The 18,853-nt window shown below is 56.5% G+C and carries 17 protein-coding genes; 10 read left to right on the top strand and 7 right to left on the bottom strand.

What is annotated here, in order from left to right; genetic code table 11:
• Positions 1-38 precede the first annotated feature (38 nt).
• Complete coding sequence (locus FKW31_RS12900; RefSeq protein ID WP_006117128.1) at positions 39-854, bottom strand: universal stress protein; 816 nt, start codon at positions 852-854, stop codon at positions 39-41.
• Positions 855-1,102: 248 nt separating this feature from the next.
• Between FKW31_RS12900 and FKW31_RS12895 the strand changes: the two genes are divergently transcribed.
• Positions 1,103-1,900: an alpha/beta fold hydrolase gene (locus FKW31_RS12895; RefSeq protein ID WP_035354304.1), complete on the top strand. Its 798-nt coding sequence runs from the start codon at positions 1,103-1,105 to the stop codon at positions 1,898-1,900.
• Positions 1,901-1,913: 13 nt separating this feature from the next.
• On the opposite strand, the gene FKW31_RS12890 is transcribed toward FKW31_RS12895, so the two are convergent.
• The gene (locus FKW31_RS12890) at positions 1,914-3,572 is read right to left on the bottom strand and encodes an NAD(P)/FAD-dependent oxidoreductase (RefSeq protein WP_006117126.1); all 1,659 of its coding nucleotides are present in this window, start codon (positions 3,570-3,572) and stop codon (positions 1,914-1,916) included.
• A 205-nt stretch (positions 3,573-3,777) separates the two neighbouring features.
• Between FKW31_RS12890 and FKW31_RS12885 the strand changes: the two genes are divergently transcribed.
• The 6 genes from FKW31_RS12885 to FKW31_RS12860 all read left to right on the top strand — a co-directional run bounded on the left by FKW31_RS12885 (position 3,778) and on the right by FKW31_RS12860 (position 11,086).
• The gene (locus tag FKW31_RS12885) at positions 3,778-4,965 is read left to right on the top strand and encodes a cation diffusion facilitator family transporter (protein ID WP_150178746.1); all 1,188 of its coding nucleotides are present in this window, start codon (positions 3,778-3,780) and stop codon (positions 4,963-4,965) included.
• Positions 4,966-5,024: 59 nt separating this feature from the next.
• Positions 5,025-5,990 (top strand): cation diffusion facilitator family transporter, encoded by a 966-nt coding sequence (locus FKW31_RS12880; protein WP_089178681.1) that lies wholly within the window; start codon positions 5,025-5,027, stop codon positions 5,988-5,990.
• Between the two features lie 124 nt (positions 5,991-6,114).
• Positions 6,115-7,524, top strand: coding sequence for a chloride channel protein (locus FKW31_RS12875; RefSeq protein ID WP_050793164.1), 1,410 nt, complete (start codon positions 6,115-6,117; stop codon positions 7,522-7,524).
• Positions 7,525-7,611: 87 nt separating this feature from the next.
• Positions 7,612-8,616 carry a GTP-binding protein gene (locus FKW31_RS12870; protein WP_063353668.1) on the top strand — a complete coding sequence of 335 codons (1,005 nt, stop codon included), beginning with the start codon at positions 7,612-7,614 and terminating at the stop codon, positions 8,614-8,616.
• Positions 8,613-9,668 carry a WD40 repeat domain-containing protein gene (locus FKW31_RS12865; protein ID WP_089178680.1) on the top strand — a complete coding sequence of 352 codons (1,056 nt, stop codon included), beginning with the start codon at positions 8,613-8,615 and terminating at the stop codon, positions 9,666-9,668. The genes FKW31_RS12870 and FKW31_RS12865 overlap by 4 nt, the downstream gene beginning before the upstream one ends.
• A gap of 134 nt (positions 9,669-9,802) precedes the next feature.
• Positions 9,803-11,086, top strand: a complete 1,284-nt coding sequence (locus tag FKW31_RS12860) for an NAD(P)/FAD-dependent oxidoreductase (RefSeq protein ID WP_150178734.1) — start codon at positions 9,803-9,805, stop codon at positions 11,084-11,086.
• 254 nt (positions 11,087-11,340) lie between these two features.
• Here FKW31_RS12860 and FKW31_RS16075 read toward each other — a convergent pair whose 3' ends face one another.
• The 5 genes from FKW31_RS16075 to FKW31_RS12835 form a co-directional block, all read right to left on the bottom strand.
• The gene (locus FKW31_RS16075; protein ID WP_162870722.1) at positions 11,341-11,517 is read right to left on the bottom strand and encodes a hypothetical protein; all 177 of its coding nucleotides are present in this window, start codon (positions 11,515-11,517) and stop codon (positions 11,341-11,343) included.
• A 41-nt stretch (positions 11,518-11,558) separates the two neighbouring features.
• Positions 11,559-12,113 (bottom strand): Hsp20/alpha crystallin family protein, encoded by a 555-nt coding sequence (locus tag FKW31_RS12850; RefSeq protein WP_193562080.1) that lies wholly within the window; start codon positions 12,111-12,113, stop codon positions 11,559-11,561.
• Between the two features lie 203 nt (positions 12,114-12,316).
• A complete protein-coding gene (locus tag FKW31_RS12845) occupies positions 12,317-13,483 on the bottom strand; it encodes an acetoin dehydrogenase dihydrolipoyllysine-residue acetyltransferase subunit (protein WP_150178732.1) in 1,167 nt (388 codons plus the stop codon).
• A 3-nt stretch (positions 13,484-13,486) separates the two neighbouring features.
• Positions 13,487-14,515 carry an alpha-ketoacid dehydrogenase subunit beta gene (locus FKW31_RS12840; protein WP_063353664.1) on the bottom strand — a complete coding sequence of 343 codons (1,029 nt, stop codon included), beginning with the start codon at positions 14,513-14,515 and terminating at the stop codon, positions 13,487-13,489.
• A 47-nt stretch (positions 14,516-14,562) separates the two neighbouring features.
• Positions 14,563-15,558 carry a thiamine pyrophosphate-dependent dehydrogenase E1 component subunit alpha gene (locus FKW31_RS12835; protein ID WP_035354178.1) on the bottom strand — a complete coding sequence of 332 codons (996 nt, stop codon included), beginning with the start codon at positions 15,556-15,558 and terminating at the stop codon, positions 14,563-14,565.
• Between the two features lie 238 nt (positions 15,559-15,796).
• Here FKW31_RS12835 and FKW31_RS12830 point away from each other — a divergent pair, with 238 nt between their 5' ends.
• From FKW31_RS12830 to ppk2, 3 genes are all read left to right on the top strand, one after another.
• On the top strand, positions 15,797-16,021 hold the full coding sequence (locus FKW31_RS12830) for a hypothetical protein (protein WP_170315329.1): 225 nt from the start codon (positions 15,797-15,799) through the stop codon (positions 16,019-16,021).
• 70 nt (positions 16,022-16,091) lie between these two features.
• Positions 16,092-17,705, top strand: coding sequence for an inorganic phosphate transporter (locus tag FKW31_RS12825; RefSeq protein WP_006117113.1), 1,614 nt, complete (start codon positions 16,092-16,094; stop codon positions 17,703-17,705).
• A gap of 56 nt (positions 17,706-17,761) precedes the next feature.
• On the top strand, positions 17,762-18,679 hold the full coding sequence (gene ppk2 / locus FKW31_RS12820) for a polyphosphate kinase 2 (RefSeq protein ID WP_089178678.1): 918 nt from the start codon (positions 17,762-17,764) through the stop codon (positions 18,677-18,679).
• The last annotated feature ends 174 nt before the right edge of the window (positions 18,680-18,853 follow it).

Raw genomic sequence — 18,853 nt, 5'->3', positions numbered from 1 at the left:
AAGCCGTATTCCTACACAATACGCCCCTTGTATGTGCGTTAGTGCTGCAAAAAGACCGGCACATCCGGGTGGGCCAGAATATAATCCGTAGCACTGCCCATAAGCCGATTATACAGCATGCTGTGCTGATACCCGCCTATCACCAACAAATCCGCCCGCCGGGCATCTACCTCACCCAGAATGGATTGTGCGGCCTTGCTGGCATCATCACTTGGATTCATCTCCACCCGTTCGGGCGTAATGCCGGGCAAGATATCCATCGGCATGGGGGAAGCCGGTGTTTGCAGCACATCCACCTGTTTGGCCTGCGCCAGCAATACGCGGGCAGAAGCAAACGCCTTGCGGCAACCCTCCGTATCTTTCCATGCCATCAGAATATGGTCCCCACTTGGGCGATCCCAAAAAGGTGGCACAAACAGAACGGGGCGGCCTGTTTGAAAAATGGCTGAACGGGTAGCCAGTTTTTTCTGGTCACTATCCCGGCTATCGGGAAAGTTCATAATCAGCAAATCGGCATCCTTGCCATAACCGCTGATAATTCTGTCCACCGTAATTTCGGGGTCCAGCCAGTTTACTTCCACCTTGCTTAACCGTTCTGCGCCAGAACCATATTCCTCCGCCAGCCAGCGGTGGAAAATTGTGTGCAGGCTATCAGCCCATTCACGCTGGTTTTCGCGCAGCACGGCAGCGCTTTCATCTGTCAGACCCATATTGCCCAGCACCTGCGTAGGGGGTTCCCGCGCGGCCAGAACATCCATGCGGTTGCCGTTTACGCGGGCCAGAAACTGTGCGGCCATGTTCAGCAGTACTTCCGCCTGATCCTGCTGGCTGAGAATAACAAGACATCTCTGCATTGCTTGCGCTCTCCCGTTTTTATCTGTGGCGTGTCACCACGCACACCTATGGTGGGCCAGCGCCAGAAAGCATTCACACCAAACGTGCCCGCCGGCTAAAGGGTTGCCCATCGCCCCAACTGTGCCACGCCTGCCCTCTCTCTGGAAGGTGAAGAAAAAACATGCCGCCCCCTCTCGCATTTCGGGGCAAAGCGCGGCACAACCGCAAGGATAACACCAGCCCTTACGCAAAAAAGGATACGGCCACCGTGTTGCTGAACGTGATTGAACGCGGCCCCGATGCCCCCTCTCCCCTGCCGCCGGTTGTGCTGTTGCACGGGCTGTTTGGCCGTGCGCGCAATCTGGGTTTTGTACAACGTAAGCTGGCCGCCACCCGCCAAACGCTGGCAATGGATTTACGCAACCACGGCAACAGCCCCCACGGCCCCATGAGCTACCCCGCCATGGCGGAAGATGTGCTGGAAACCATGCACCATCATGGCATCAAAAAAGCCTTGGTGCTTGGCCATTCCATGGGTGGCAAAACCGCCATGATGCTCTCCCTTATTCACCCACAGGCCGTGCAAAGCCTGCTGGTGGTGGATATTGCCCCCGGCCAGGGTGGCTTTGCGCGGATGGATCTGCCGCCGGGGCTGGATAAGCTGGTTTTTCCCCCGCATCTGGATTTACGCAGCGCGGATGAGCTGTTGCGCCCGCTGATAAGCAATGATGCCGTGCGGCAATTGATGATCCAGAACATCCGCATGGGGGATAACCCCGGCTGGGCCATTGGCATGCACGATATTCTGGCCGGAATGCCCGCCATGATGGGCTGGCCCACATTGCCCCCTAGTGCGCAATATAGTGGCCCCACGCTGTTTATTCGGGGGGAAACATCACCCTATATTCAGCCCACCAATTACCCACAGATGCGCCATCTGTTCCCGCACTATCGGTTGGAAACAATCAACGGCGCAGGCCATTGGGTGCATGCAGATGCCCCGCGCCGGTTTATGGAACTGGTGGAAGAATTTGCCACCCAGACAGAAGACGCCTCCACACCCTGAAGGCGCAAAAAACCTAACGGGGTGGCAGTGTGGCTGGCTTGCCTGCCAGATTAAGGGCCACGGCCTCCGCAATGCGGATACCATCCATAGAGGCAGAGAGAATACCACCCGCATAACCTGCCCCTTCACCCGCCGGATACAGGCCCGGCGTGTTGATAGACTGCCCGCCCTCATTCCGTGGAATGCGCAAGGGGGAGGATGTGCGGGTTTCCACCCCGGTCATCACCGCGTCTTCCATGGCAAAGCCGCGGATCTTACGGTCAAACTTCGGCAGGGCCTCACGCAGGGCTTCCACCACAAAATCGGGCAGGCATTTTGAAAGATCGGTGGGGGTTACGCCCGGTTTGTAGGAGGGCACAACATCCCCCAACGTGGTAGAGGGGCGGCCTGCCAGAAAATCTCCTACACGCTGGGCGGGGGCACGGTAATCTCCGCCTCCCAGTTCAAACGCCTTGCGCTCCCATTGGCGTTGAAAGGCCATGCCCGCCAGCGGGTCATCCGGGTAATCCACACCGGGGCGCAGTTCCACCACTATGCCGGAATTGGCGTTACGCTCGGCGCGGGAATACTGGCTCATGCCGTTGGTAACCACCTGCCCTTCTTCCGAAGTGGCCGCCACCACGGTACCGCCGGGGCACATGCAAAAGGAATACACACCCCGCCCATTGCTGGCATGATGCACCAGCCGATATTCCGCAGCGCCCAGAAGCTCGTTTCCCGCGCTGGGGCCAAACTGCGCCACATCTATGACCGATTGCGGGTGCTCAATCCGCACCCCAATGGAAAACGGCTTGGCCTGCATGGCCACATCTTCGGCCTGCAACATGGCAAACGTATCACGCGCGCTGTGGCCCACGGCCAGAATAACGTGATCGGCGTGTATGGTCTCACCCTCAGCCGTGCGCACACCTTCTACCGCGCGGGTTTGCGGGTTAAGCACCAACCCATCCACACGGGTTTGAAAACGGTATTCCCCACCTGCTTCCTCTACCTCGCGCCGAATATGCTCCACCATGGAAACAAGGCGGAATGTGCCAATATGCGGGTGGGCCAGATACAGAATATCCTCCGGCGCGCCAGCTTTTACAAACTCCTCCAGCACCTTGCGGCCTAAAAAGCGTGGGTCTTTAACCTGGCTATACAACTTGCCATCAGAAAAGGTTCCGGCCCCGCCCTCACCAAACTGCACGTTGCTTTCTGGCGTAAGTTCAGAGCGCCGCCATAGGGCAAACGTATCCACTGTGCGCTCACGCACCACCTTGCCGCGTTCCAGCAGCAGCGGGCGCAGGCCCATGCGCGCCAGCACAAGGGCGGCCATAAAGCCGCACGGCCCGGCACCTATAACAATAGGGCGCTTGTAACCGGGCTGAGCAGCCAGTTCTGCCCCATTAGCAATAGGGGGCACCCATTCCATGTTGGGGGATGGCTGCACGTGGTTATCCTTGGGGTGGGCGGCACGGTAACGGGCCAGCACGGCGGCCTCGTCCCTTACGGTGCAATCCACAGCATAAACCAGCTTAATGGCCACCCGCTTGCGGGCATCGTGCCCACGCTTGAACACGCTGTAATGCTCCAACGCATCTTGGGTAATGTTCAGCCGCTCGCAGATTGCCTGTGCCAACGCCTGTGGCGAATGGTCTAGCGGAAGCCGTAATTCGGTCAATCTGAGCATGCGCTGTGCCCTTACCTTTCAAACAGGCGTGAAAAAATTCTGCTCTTTCCCTAAGCTGCTCTGCCGTGTGGCGCAATATTGGCGGTGTGGGTCACAAAAAAGATGTTGCCCTTCCCTGCCATCCTTAGCAGACATAGATAAGACAGACCGGGTTGGTCCTGTTGGTTTGCCCCTGCCCAGCCATTATTGTTCCATTCATTCAGGAATACTTCTTCCCATGCCTTCGCCGCACGATCATATGCCATCTTCCCAGCCTGCGGATTCAGCCTGTGGTCATGCACACCACACGCCGGGCCAACCAGACGCGCACAGCCATGCAGAAGCCTGCACCGCAGAGCATGATCACGCAGCAGATGCGCACACCCACGCGCATGAATGCAGCGCAGAAGAACATGACCACGCCCATGATGATCACGCTGGGCATGATGACCATACCGGGCACAACCATGCTGCGGGTGGAAGTTGCGGGCACAGCCACGGTTTTGGGCACGCCCATGTGCATACGCCAGCCTCCTTCGGCAAAGCGTTTGCCATAGGTATTGCGGCCAACAGCCTTTATCTGGTGGCCGAAGCGCTGTGGGGCTTTTTCTCGCACTCGCTGGCACTGCTGGCCGATGCGGGGCACAACCTTTCCGATGTGCTGGCGCTGGCGGCGGCATGGATGGCCCAGCACCTTTCCCAACGCTCGCCCTCGCTGCGGTTTACGTATGGGTTGCGGCGCTCATCCATTCTGGCGGCACTGGCCAACGCGCTGGTGTTGATGCTGGTAACAGGCGGCGTAGCGTGGGAAGCCATTACCCGCTTGTTTGACCCCGCCCCCGTAGCTGGCAAAACCATGATGATTGTGGCCGCCCTTGGCATTGTGGTGAACGGCGCCACCGCCCTGCTTTTTGCCTCTGGGCAGAAGGGAGACCTCAACATTCGCGCGGCCTTCATGCACCTTATGGCGGATGCTATTACCTCCCTTGCCGTGGTGATAGCAGGCGGTTTGGTGCTGCTAACGGGCCTGAACTGGATAGACCCTGCCATAAGCTTGGCCATTTCCATTGTTGTGGTGGCCAGCACGTGGTCTTTGCTGCGGGATTCCTTGGATATGGCGCTGGATGCCGTGCCCCGCGCGGTGGATGCCGGGGCCGTAGAAGGCTTTTTGCGCACCCTGCCCGGTGTGGCGGATCTGCATGATCTGCACATCTGGCCCATTAGCACCACGGAAACAGCGCTAACGGTGCATTTGGTGCGCACCTCCGCCACGGTGCAGGAAAGTGATACCGCCCTGCTGGAAAAAGCCGCTGCCGCCCTGCGTGAACGCTTTGGCATTGTGCACCCCACCTTGCAGATAGAAGGCGCAGATTATGCCCCATCCTGCGCCTTAACAGACCCGCACACCGTCTGACACGCCTTTCCCTTTCCCGCGCATTTTATGCCGCCACGCCAGCCAGAATTGTTGTTTACGTGCCAGAACTTCCCTTGCCCTCCAGCAATCGTGGCATTGCTGTTGTTAGCCTTGGTGTTAGCTTTGTCGCACTGGGGCTCAAATACGCCGCCTATGCCACCAGTGGCAGCATTGCCCTGTATGCCGATGCGCTTGAAACCATTATTAACGTGGTAGCCGCCGCCGGAGGGCTATGGGCGCTAAGCGTGGCTGAAATGCCAGCAGATACCAACCACCCCTACGGCCACCACAAGGCGGAATATCTTTCTGCCGTGGCAGAAGGCGCGCTGGTGGTTGTAACAGCTTTTGTTATTGGGGATGAAGCGGTGCATGGCTGGCTGCACCCCAACCCACCACAGGCCCCATGGCTGGGGTTGGGGCTGAACGCCCTTGCCACCGTGGTTAATCTGGCATGGGGGCTTATTATGCTGCGGGTGGGGCAAAAGCGCCGCTCTCCCGCCCTTGTGGCAGGCGGGCAGCATGTGCTTTCCGATGTATGGACAGGCGTTGCCCTTGTGGTGGGTGTTACCCTTATTCCGCTTACCGGCTGGGTGCGGCTGGATGCTATTCTGGCAGGGCTTTTGGCCATAAACGTGCTGCGCGTAGGCTGGGAAGTCATGCGCGAATCTGTTTCCGGGCTGATGGATGAAGCCCCCGAACCCGAAACAATGGAAGAAATTCGCACCATTATTGCCGCCAACGGCAAAGGGGCGATTGAGGCGCACGATATCCGCACCCGCATTGTGGGGGCTGTTACGTTTTTAGAGTTCCATTTGGTGGTGCCCGGCGCCATGAGCGTTAACACCGCGCATGATATCTGTGACCGCATAGAAGCTGCCCTGCGCGCCAGCATGGGCAGCACGCTGGTGCATATTCATGTAGAACCAGATACGCACGCCAAGCACGAGGGCATTGTGTTCTGGAAAGGCCCGGCAGAAACCTACCCCACACCCGCTGCACGGCCCGATAATGGGGCCAGCGCATAATAAAAGCGGCGCGTGCCATAAATATTCGGCACTAAAGAACTATCGCCTCTTTCATGTTGTGTATGAAATGCTACACTCGGTTGCATCCTTTTTCCTACCCTTTATGCCTTTACGGATGCCGCCCATGTCTGCCAGCGTGTTCCCCACGACTGAATCCCTTCGTCATTTGCGAGAACATGCCAAAGCGGGCACCGTAAACTGGCGCAGAAAATTTATTTACTGGTCTGGCGCCATTATGGTGGGCGTGGTGGCCGTAGGCTTTGCCGCACTGGCCGATGCCGCCGCCCATGTGCGAGACCATATTTTAAAAATAAGCCCGTTGCTGATGTTGCTGGTAACCCCCGGCGGGCTGGCACTTTCTACATGGCTAACGCGCACATGGTTTAGGGGCGCACAGGGCAGCGGTATTCCGCAGGCCATTGCGTGCATGCACCTTAATAACAATGCCATTGTAGATAAGGTGCTGGCGCTGCGCATTGCCTTTGCCAAAATTCTGCTAACATGCCTTGGGCTGCTTTCTGGCGCATCCATTGGCCGAGAAGGGCCAACCGTGCAGGTGGGGGCTTCCATCATGCATACGGTGGGCCATTATATGGGCATTACAGATATTACCCGCCAGCGTGCGCTTATTAAAGCCGGAGGGGCCGCAGGTGTGGCCGCCGCCTTTAACACTCCGCTGGCTGGCATTGTGTTTGGCATTGAGGAACTGGCCCACTCCTTCGAACAACGCACCAGTGGCACCATGCTGACATGCGTGGTGATTTCCGGCGTGACAGCTATCGCACTTGTGGGCAACTACACGTATTTTGGGCACACCTATTCCTCCGTGCCGGTGGGTACAAGCTGGCTGGCCGTTCTGGCGTGCGGCATTATTGGCGGGCTGTGCGGGGGTGGGTTTTCTGCCCTGCTTGTGCGCATATCTCGTGGTATTCCGGGGGCTTTTGGGGCGTTTATTACGCGCCATCCGGTTGCGTTTGCAGCCCTGTGCGGGGTGTTGCTGGCCCTTATCGGCCTGATTTCTGGCGGCATGACATACGGCACAGGCTACGTGCAGGCGCGTGACATCATTATGGGGTCAGACCAGTATTCGGCCTCATTTTTTGTGCTGAAACTGCTGGCCACCATTGTATCTTACTGTTCGGGCATTCCCGGTGGGCTGTTTGCGCCCTCGCTTTCTGTGGGTGCAGGCATGGGTGGCTGGGTGGCGCAGTTTTTGCCCCACACCGCACCGGGGGCCGTGGTGCTGCTGGGCACCGTGGCCTATTTTGCAGCGGTTACGCAATCTCCGCTTACCGCCACGGTTATTGTCATGGAAATGTGCGATAACCAGCAGATCACCCTTGCCCTGCTGGCCAGCGCCTTTCTGGCCTTTGGCGTTTCCCGCACCCTGTGCAGCCATGCCTTGTATGGTGCGCTGGCCGTGCGTTTTGTGCGCACCACCGCCCCCAAACAAAACAGCGCATCTGTTGTTACAGCCACAGATACAGCACGCCAGGCCTCTCGCGGGCAGTCTTCCCCCTCAAAGCAGGGCTGATCCGCCGGTTGGCTTAGGTTCTGGCCTAGAGCGCTATTGCACCCTATATGTTGCAACAGTTGTTTGTACTGGAAAGGTTCATTCCCGATGTCCGATGCATCTTCAGCGCCTGCAAGCGCCGCCGCGCCCGATAGCCGCATACCGGTAACCGTGCTGACCGGCTTTTTGGGCGCGGGCAAAACCACGCTGCTCAACCACATCCTAACTGCCGAGCACGGCCGCAAATACGCCGTGGTGATTAACGAATTTGGCGAACTGGGCGTGGATAACGATCTGGTTGTGGATGCAGATGAAGAAGTGTTCGAAATGAACAATGGCTGCATCTGTTGCACCGTGCGCGGAGACCTGATCCGTATTTTAAACGGGCTGATGAAACGGCGCGGCAAATTTGATGGCATTATTGTAGAAACCACCGGCTTGGCAGACCCTGCCCCCGTGGCCCAAACCTTTTTTGCCGATGAAGATGTGCGTGCAAAAACCAAGCTGGACGCCGTGGTAACCGTGGTGGACGCCAGCAACTTCCTGACCACGCTAAAGGAAAGCCCCGAAGCGCACGAGCAGGTTGCCTTTGCAGATGTAATTATCCTGAACAAGACAGACCTTGTAGATGCCGCCGAGCTAAAAACGGTGGAAGACGCCATACGCAAGATCAATGCCGCAGCGCCCATCTACCCCGCCAAAAAAGGCAACGTAAAGCTTACAGACGTAATGGACCGCGGCGGGTTTGATCTGGAACGCATTTTGGAAAACGCCCCGGATTTTCTGGAACACACGCCAGAACATCACCATGAAGGGGATATTACCAGCGTTTCCCTTACCGTCAAGCAGCCCTTAGATGCCGGGCGCTTTCAGGCATGGGTAAGCGCATTGTTGCAGGAAAAAGGCGGAGATATCCTGCGCACCAAGGGTATTCTGGATTTTGCAGGCCAGCATGATCGTTTTGCTTTTCAGGCCGTGCACATGATGGCGGATGGAGACAACATCGGCCCGTGGAAGAAAGATGAACCGCGTGAAAGCCGCCTTGTGTTTATTGGCCGCAACCTCAACCGGCCCCAACTGCGCCGCGGGCTTGAAAGCTGCATTGCCGCATGAGCACCGAGACACAAAGCCTACGCGGCCTTATTGAAAAACGCGGCGCCCATCTACAGGTGGAAGGTGAAATTACCGCCTGCGCCGCCACGCGGGATAACAGCCGCTTTGCCTTTACCACGGGTGAAGGTGATGTGGTGGTGGTACACCGTGAAGACCAGCTTACGCCAGAGGCATGGAACACCTATGCCGTGCATGATGGCCCTGCCCTTTGCCTTTCTGCCGATACGCTGCCCGATTGCTTTTTAACGGGGGGTGATGATGGCCGCCTGTGCCGCCTTGATCCATCTGGCGAGATTGAGGAACTGGGCAAAGGCCGCCGCTGGGTGGAACATATTACCACCTATGTAGATGCCAAATCTGCCGTAATTGCCGCCGCTGCGGGCAAAAATGTAGAACTGCGCGATGCCACGGGCCGCACTGTAACCCGCACGCTGGAACACCCCACCACCGTGGGCGGCATTGTGTTTGACCCCAAAGGCAAGCGCATTGCGGTTTCTCACTACAATGGTGTTTCTGTGTGGTTCACCCAATCCAAAGATGGCAAACCCCGCCAGTTGGAATGGAAAGGCAGCCACCTTGATATTGCCATGCACCCGGCGGGTGATGCCGTTGTAACCGCCATGCAGGATAATGACCTGCACGGTTGGCGGCTGGCAGATGGCCACAACATACGCATGAGCGGATACCCTACCAAGGTGCGCTCGCTCTCCTTTTCCAAAAACGGCAAATGGCTGGCCACCAGCGGTGCTGACATCGTTGTGATGTGGCCATTTTTTGGGGGTGGCCCTATGGGCAAACCGCCCATGGAACTGCCGGGCGCAGGCGGTGCGCTGTGCACCCGCGTAGCCTTTCACCCAGAGCAAGAGGTTGTGGCCGCTGGCTTTGCAGATGGTACCGTTGTAATGATGGAACCATCTACCCAGCGGGTTTTGCCCGTATCACTGGGCAAGGCGGGGGCCATTACGGCGCTGGCCTATAGTCCAGATGGCTGCACGCTGGGTTTTGGCACCGAAGAAGGTGTAATTGGTGTGGTGGATTTAGCCGCTTCCTAATTACGCCCGCTTTGGGCATCAAAACGGCGCGTACCACGGTAGAACACAATAAACGGGTGCGTGAGATCAACAAGTAGTGGATTGCACGGCACTCCTCCGCACCGCATGGTGCGGAGCAAGGGGGATATTGTGGGATGAGTGATCGGTTTAGGGTGGTTATTGTTGGCGGCGGTGTTGCAGGCATGGCTATTGCAACGCGGCTGGGCAATAGCCTTGGGCGCTCCGGCAAGTTAGATATTACGTTGGTGGACAAGGGCTTCAGCCATGTGTGGAAGCCCATGTTACACTGCTTTGCTGCGGGCACAGCCAGAAACGAGAATGACCGCATCACCTTTATCTCCCACGCTGCGGCGCATGGGTTCCGCTTTTGCTATGGTGAAATTGCCGGGATAGACCGCGCCGCCAAGCGCCTGAAGCTGGCCCCGCTGGAAGAAGAAGACCACGAGGTGCTGCTGGATGAGCGGTATCTGGATTACGATGTGCTGATTTTTGCCATTGGCAGCCGTGCGAATGATTTTGGCACACCGGGCGTGGTGGAAAACTGCATCTTCCTAGACAACATTGTAGAAGCCAATAACTTTAACGAGCGCTTCCGCCATGCGGTTATTCAGGCCTATGGCCGAGGATCTCCGCTGGATATTGCCATTGTTGGCGGAGGCGCTACGGGCGTGCAGCTTGCGGCTGAACTGCACAAGGCGCTGGATATTGGCTCTTTGTACAACTTCACGCCTGTTACGCCGGAAATGCGCGTAACATTGTTAGAAGCCGGGCCGCGCATTTTGCCTGCCTTCCCCAAAAATGTATCTGCCGCCGCGCAAAAGCAGCTTGAAGCGCTTAAGATCAAGGTGCTTACCAGCACAATGGTAAGCGGTGCGGATGAACACGGCTTTATGCTTAAAGATGGCACCCGTGTAGATGCACAGTTTCGCGTTTGGGCGGCGGGCGTAAAAGCCCCCGATGTTACCCGCCAAATGGATGGTTTGGAATGTGGGCGTGGCGGCCAGTTTTTGGTGCGCTCCAATTTGCAGACCACGCTGGATGACAGCATTTTTGCTGTGGGGGATTGCGCCTTTATTAGCGATAGCCCGTTGGCCCCCACCGCACAGGTGGCCCGCCAGCAAGCACACCATCTGGCACGCTATCTGCCGGGCTTTATCTTTAACAAAAAGCCTGTGCCTGCCTTTAAGTTCAGAAACCGCGGGGCCATTGTGGCCTTGGGGGATTACAACGGCTGGGGCGCATTTGCAGATGGCAAAACCTTTGGCGGCGGCTTTATGCACGGCCTTAGCGCGCGTTTGGGCCATATGGCGCTGTATCGGCAACATCAGTTTGAACTGTATGGGCCATTCCGCGGCATGATTGCCTGCTTTACGGATTGGCTGGATGGCTTTGTGCGCCCACCCGTGCGGATGGACTAAGCCACACTTTACACCGTTTATAAAAAAGCATTCCCGCACCGGCCTGTTGAAAACATCAGCCAGTGCGGGAACCTGATAACGCAAACCTGCCACACAGGGGCGGCCCACCCGTATAAGGGCCAGACCAGGCAGGTTCACCGCATCCTGCCTGCCCCTGTATTTTTAAAGCGCCCGCTTTGTGTGTTGGGTAAACCCCACAATGCGGGCCTTTATACACCCTGCCAACAGCAACACCTTTCTATCCGGCTTCTTACTTAGTCCAGATACTTGGCCTTGCCTTCGTTCAACTGGGTAATGAAGGAATCACTTGTCATTTCCTCCACCTTGCCTGCGCTGTCCTTCAGCCGCACCTTGCTGTCACCATCATTGATAACGCCCAGCATTTCGTATTTGGTGCTGCCGATCTGTACTGTTTTGTTTTTCGTGCTCATAAATCTATCTTTCCTAGCGGGGTTTTAAGGTTCCGCTGTTTTCAGCCTGCCTTAATGGCAATCTGGCGTTCTGCCGGTTTGGCTTCTGCTTTTTTGGGCATGGTTACTGTCAGCACACCGTTTTTAATGCTGGCAGAAATTTTATCCATATCCACATCTTCGGGAATAGCAAAGGAATCTTCAAAAGCAGCAAACTGGCGGCCCGCAACGTGGTGCTTTGTGCCTTCTGCCAGTTCGGGCTTTTTCTTTTCGCCGCTAATGGTCAGCAGCCCGTTGGCTGTGCCCAGCTTGATATCATTTTCAGAACAACCCGGCACTTCCGTGGCAACCACGTAGGCGCTAGCGTTTTCTGTAATATCGGTTGCGCCCAAGCGGCTTGTAGCGGCGGCTGCCCCTTCTGGTGTTTTAAAATCTTCAAACAAACGGCTCATTTGCCGCTGCAGAACAGAAAACGGATCCGCCCCCCGCACCGTGCCAACAGGAACACGCACAACTGGGGAGCGGCCTGTATTCACGTAACTGGTCATTTTATCCTCCTTGTTCTGGCACAAGGGCCCGGCACGCGGCGCCCTTGTGATCACGCTTAGGAGTATCACCGCTTTCTGATCGCCTCTCCCTTGATCCAGATCAATTTCATGCACCCGGATTCAGCGTGCCGGAAATGCGTGCATGTCATAACATGGCTTCCCATATCTAAAGAACAATGCAGCGTTTTTAACAAACAATATGCAGATGCCCTCTACACTTTATGTATAAAAGGCATCTGCATTACAGGGCATGTTGGGGAAAGCTTGGGGTATTAGGCTGTGGCGTCCATCCGGGCCATGCTCAGCGCGGCTTCGGGGTCTTTTACAAACACGGCAATGGCTTTGTTCATATCTGTTGCACGCTCAAGCTGCGGCAGATGGCCTGTTTCTTCAAACACTGTCACCGGTATGATATCCGGAAGGCCAGAGGCGTTGGAGGCAGAAAGAATTTCATCTTCCTTGCCCCAGAAAATCTGGGTAGGTGTTTCGGCTCCGGCCAGCACGGAGCGCAGATCATCCGCCTGATGCCCGTTAGGGAAGCACGCCTTGGCAATAACGTGCAGGGCATCCCGCGCGCCATCCAGCCTGCGGGCACGCAGCACGGCATCCACCATTTTGCGGCCAACAAGTGCTTTGTTATACACCAGCATTTGCAAAACAGCCTTCATATCCCGGCTGCTTTCACTATCCACAAAAGCGCTAATGAAATCTGCATTCACATCCTTGCCCAGCCCGACGGGGGCCAGCAGGTTTAGGCTGGCAACCTGCTCTGGATGGTCTCGCAGCAAGGTCAACGCTATGCCGCCCCCCAAAGAATGGCCCACCACATGGGCTTTTTCTATCTTGAGCGTTTGCAGCAGGTCACTCACCACACCGGCCAGAAACGCCAGCGTGCCTGTGCCCACGTTTTTAGAGGAAGCCCCATGCCCCGGCAGATCAAATGCTATTACGCGCCTATCTGCCGCCAAAGCATCCTGCGTGAGCAGCCAGTTGCTGATATCTCCACCAAAACCATGCACCAGCACAATGGGCGTACCCTGCTGCGTGCCGACATCACGCACATTCAACGTGTGCTCGCCCACCGTGATCTGCTTGGGTTCACCTGCGGTGGCATCCTGCGTTGCTGCGGCATCCTGCGGGTTGTCTGCATGAAAGTTTTTGATAAAGGCTTCAATATCCACATCTGGCGTTTCAGCATCTGCCAGAACGCCAATCAGTGCGCCCACGGGCAGGGTTTCCCCCGCTTCTGCCACCTGTTTGCGTAGCACGCCTGCGGCGGGGCTTTCATAACTGCTGGTAATTTTGGTGGTTTCAATATCCGCCAGCTCATCACCCTGCTGCACGCTTTGGCCAACAGATACTGTCCATGATGCCAGCTTGCCTTCTGTCATGGCCAAGCCAAACTTGGGCATTGTCAGTGCTGTAATGGTGTCTGTCATGGCTTATGCAACCTTCTGCTTCTGGCTGGAGGTAATGGAGCGCACAGCGGCGGCAATTTTGTTTGCATCCGGCATGTACAGCTTTTCCAGCGGGGTGGAAAACGGCACTGGCGTATGGGGTGGCACCACACGGCGGATAGGCGCTTTAAGGCTGAAAAACGCTTTTTCCGCCACAAGGGCAGAAATATCGCACGCCATGTTGCAGCGTGGGCTGGCTTCATCCACCACCACAAGGCGGCCTGTTTCGGATACAGATTCTAAAATGGTTTCTTCATCCAGCGGGGATGTGGTGCGCGGGTCTATCACTGTGCAGCCAATGCCCTGCTTTTCCAGATCATCTGCTGCGGCGTTGGCCATGCCAACCATACGGCCCATGGCAACAATGGTGACATCTTCTCCTTCACGCGTCACATTCGCTTCACCAAACGGGATGGTATAGGCCTCATCCGGCACGTCTTCCTCATCATCATACATCACTTTGTTTTCAAGGAAGATCACGGGGTCATCATCCCGGATAGCTTCTATCAGCAGGCCCTTGGCCTCGTAGGGTGATGACGGGATAACAACCTTAAGCCCCGGAATATGCGTAAACAGCGGGTAAAGCGCCTGGCTGTGCTGGGCCGCCGCACTAAATCCGCCACCATACATGGCCCGAATAACCAGCGGCGTGGTGGCCTTGCCGCCAAACATGTAGCGGAACTTGGCCGCCTGATTCATGATCTGATCCAGACAACAGCCCACAAAATCTACAAACATCAGCTCGGCCACGGGGCGCAGGCCGGTAGCGGCCGCACCTGCGGCGGCACCAATGTAGGAAGCTTCGGAAATAGGCGTGTCCAGCACGCGGTCATCTCCAAATTCTTCCCACAGCCCTTTGGTTACGCCCAGCACGCCGCCCCAGGCATCTGTAATGCCAGCGGTGCCGCCACGGCCCCCGGCAATATCCTCGCCCATCAGGATCACCCGTGGGTCGCGCCGCATTTCCTGCCGCAGGGCTTCGTTAATGGCCTGTCTGAAACTCTTTTTACCCATTGTTCTGGTTCCCGTTTGCCTGTGTGGCTGAAAAACTGGTGGAAGGGTTAGTACCGCGCATACACATCGGCCATCAGGTCTTTGTCCTGCGGCCACGGCGCCTGCTTGGCGGTGACAACCGCGCTTTCCACCTCATCCGCCACGGCGGCGTCTATTTCATCCATATCGCCTTCGGGCAGCAGGTTTTCCGCCACCGCGCGGGCGCGAAACTTTTTGAGGCAATCATGATCTTTCTTTTGCTCGGCCACTTCTCCGGCCTTGCGATAGGTCATGGCATCGCCTTCAAAGTGCCCATACCAGCGGCTGAGATGCACATGCAGCATCACCGGCCCCTCGCCAGAGCGTGCGTGATCTATGGCGTTGCGGGCTGTTTCATACACTGCAAAAAAATCATCTCCTTCGCAGGAGAAATACGGCAGGCCAAACCCGGCGGCCCTATCCTTTTGCGTGCCTGCGCAGGCGTAAGATGCCCCTGTGGCCTCTCCATATCCGTTGTCTTCCACCACAAACACAGCGGGCAGATGCCAAACAGAGGCAAGGTTCATGCTTTCCAGCGTGGTGCCCTCGTTAGAAGCGCCATCACCAAAAAACGCCACGGCCACACCGTTATCCTTAAGCGTTTTATGAGAAAGAGCAGCCCCGCAAATAAGCGGTGGCCCGCCACCCACAATGCCATTGGCCCCCAGCATGCCTTTAGAAAGATCCGCAATATGCATGGATCCTCCCTTACCGCGGCACACACCGGTATGGCGGCCATAAATTTCGGCCATCATGCCGCCTACTTCCACGCCTTTGGCAATGCAGTGCCCGTGGCCACGGTGCGTACTGGCAATGGTATCGTTATCTGTCAGGTTAGCGCACACCCCCACGGCAGAGGCTTCCTCGCCGCAATAAAGGTGCACAAATCCGGGAATTTCCCCTGTGGCAAATTCCACGTGCAGGCGTTCTTCAAAAACGCGAATGGTACGCATGCTCCGATACGCACGCAGCAGGGCTTCTCTTGAAATCTGAACCGACATGTTCTGCCTGACCTTTCCATACATCTGCACAGCGTTACACGAGTGCCAACGTAGGGAGGAAAGGCGGCGTTCCGGCCTATAGAGGGTAATATATGTTTTTAACGCATATGTGATATTATTATTTCAATATAATAACATGTTTTCAGAGCGTTAGCCTTACTCTTTTGCGAGCAGTTCTCAACGTTTGTCATGAAAGCGTCACGCACAATAGGCCAGCAAGAGGCTAAAGGACTGCTCATCCTGTTTGGAGGAGAAGCAGACAATGTGTGCTGAACCAGTTACTGCAATGCAGCCCGATGCACATAAGCCAAAGTGGCGCGAAGCCGTGCGTGAGCGCTGGCGCACCACGTTGCTCTATGTATGGGAACGTAACGGCACCCCGCACCCGTATGCAGCCCTGCCGCATACCGCACGCCGCAAGGTGTGTGCTGGTGCACGCCCTGCTTCAGCGGCCCATGCGGCCGGTAAGCCGGCCCACGCCGTCTGAAACCTGACAGCAGGACGGGAAAATATCTGCTTTTCCCCCATAGAGTGAAATTGACAGTCAGGAAAAATCCATGTCCGGCACGTTGCTGAGTCCGGCTGCCGCGCCACGCCCAAACATGAAGGGAGGCACCAACCAGGCCTTCCGCATGTTCTTTATGGGTGTGGTGACGGCTGCTCTTGTTTTTGTAGGGTATAGTGTTCTGGCAGACCTGCGGTCTGCTGGTGAAAACGGCATGGCCATTGGGGCCTTTGCTTTATTGGCCTTGGCGCTGCTGATTGCGCTGGGGTTTGAATTTGTAAACGGCTTTCACGATACGGCAAACGCCGTGGCCACCGTCATCTACACCAACAGCCTGCCCCCATTGGTGGCGGTTGTGTGGTCTGGCATGTGGAACCTTGCGGGCGTTCTGGTTTCATCCGGGGCGGTGGCGTACAGCGTTGTTACGCTTCTGCCGGTAGAGCTTATCTTGCAAGTTGGCAGCGGCGCTGGCCATGCCATGATTTTTGCCCTGCTGCTTTCCGCCATTATCTGGAACCTGGCCACATGGGCCTTTGGTATTCCCAACAGCTCCTCCCACGCTTTGGTGGGGTCTATCCTTGGTGTTGGCTTTGCAAACCAGCTTATGTCTCCTGCTGGTAGCGCCCTGTATGGGGTGGACTGGTCTCAGGTGCGCAAGGTGTTTTCTGCCCTGCTGTTTTCCCCCGTTTGCGGCTTTGTGCTGGCTGCGGGCATGTTAATCCTGATGCGTCTGGTTATCCGCAACGCAGCCCTGTATCGCGCCCCAGAGGGTGATGCCCCGCCGCCACTGTGGATCCGTGGTTTGCTGGTAGGCACCTGCACGGGTGTTTCCTTCTTTCACGGCAGTAACGATGGGCAGAAAGGCATGGGCCTTATCATGCTTATTCTTATTGGTGCGGCCCCTACGGCGTATGCGCTTAACCGCGCCATGCCCGATGACATGATGCCCGCCTTTGTGCAAACCGCACAGCAGGCCGCACATGTGTTTGAAGTGCACGGCTCCCCCGCCCCTAGCCTGCCAAGTGCAGAAGAAGCCCGCGCACAGGTTACCGATGCGCTGCGCACCAAAGCAATCGCCCGCCCGGAAATCTATTCCGCCCTTGGCGTGCTGTCTGATGACATTGCGCAATCTGTTGGCAGCTATCACTCCCTCCAGGCTATTCCGGCAGCAGCCGTGCCAAACGTGCGCACAGATATGTATCTGGTGGCGGAAGCCGTGCGCAACATGGGCAAGGTTTCTGGCTTTACGGGGGATGAAACCGCAGAGCTAAGCAAGTTTATGGGGCAGCTTAACGCTGGCACACGCTTTATTCCCACATGGGTTAAAATTGCCGTGGCGCTGGCTCTGGGCCTTGGCACCATGGTGGGCTGGAAGCGCATTGTTGTGACCGTTGGTGAAAAAATTGGCAAAACCCACCTCACCTACGCGCAGGGTGCTGCGGCAGAACTGGTGGCCATGGGCACCATTGGCCTGGCAGAACGCTATGGCCTGCCGGTTTCCACCACGCATATTCTTTCCAGCGGCGTGGCTGGCACCATGGTTGCCGGGGGCGGCGGCCTGCAATGGGCCACACTGCGCGCCATGGCCATGGCATGGGTAACAACCCTGCCCGCCGCCATGCTGATTAGCGGCGTGCTTTACTTCATCTTCCGCCACATCTTCTAACACAACATAAGCGGGGCACCCCAAAGTGCCCCGCTTTTTGCTTGAGGGCCTTGGATATGACAGATCAGGCAACAGAAACACTTCGCGCTGCGGAACATGAACGTGAGCGGATGCGCCAGGAAATTATTGATGACCTGGACGAAGAAATAGAACTGGAATTGCAGGAAGACGATCTGGACGGAACCATTTCCGAATCTGAAAACGCCTTCCGCCGTGAATATTTTAGAGAACTGGTGCGCCTGCAAACAGAACTGGTAAAGTTGCAGGATTGGGTGCAGGCCACGGGCCAGCGCATTGTGGTGCTGTTTGAAGGGCGAGATGCCGCAGGCAAAGGTGGCGTTATCAAGCGCATTACCCAGCGGCTTAACCCCCGCATCTGCCGCGTGGCCGCCCTGCCCGCCCCAACAGACCGTGAAAAAACCCAGTGGTATTTCCAGCGTTATGTGGCGCACCTGCCTGCTGCGGGGGAAATCGTGCTGTTTGACCGTAGCTGGTATAACCGCGCCGGTGTGGAACACGTAATGGGCTTTTGCACCGATGAAGAATATGAAGAATTCTTCCGCTCTGTGCCGGAATTTGAGCGCATGCTGGTGCGCAGCGGCATTAAGCTGGTGAAATACTGGTTCTCCATCACCGATGATGAGCAGGAAGCCCGCTTCCGCGCCCGCATGGAAGACCGGTTGAAGCAGTGGAAGCTCAGCCCGATGGATCTTGAAAGCCGCCGCCGGTGGGAAGCCTACACCAAGGCCAAGGAAACCATGCTGGAAAAATCCAGCATCGAGGAAGCCCCGTGGTGGGTTGTGCAGGCCGTAGATAAAAAGCGTGCGCGGCTAAACTGCATGAACCACCTGCTCTCATTAGTGCCGTATAAGCCTGTGCCACGCCCCGAAGTGGTTTTGCCACCGCGCGTGTATCATGCAGATTACGAGCGCCAGCCCACGCCAGACACCATGATTGTGCCCGAAATTTACTAACCCTCTGTTTTCGGTAAAGCATTGTCAGTTCATGCCTTTTATCACAGTCATGAACTGACAATTTCCAAAAGTTTTTTCCTTTTATAAAATAAAAAAAGCATTCCCCATTAAAAAATGTGGCTTTTCTTTGGCATTCCAGAAAAGTTAACCCGAACACACAAATAAATAAAAACA

Origin of the sequence: Acetobacter sp. DmW_136, from assembly GCF_008690365.1 — a bacterium.
Taxonomy (GTDB): domain Bacteria; phylum Pseudomonadota; class Alphaproteobacteria; order Acetobacterales; family Acetobacteraceae; genus Acetobacter; species Acetobacter oryzifermentans.
The sequence above is the reverse complement of the archived record's forward strand: the minus strand, read 5'-3'. Positions and strand labels throughout refer to the sequence as shown.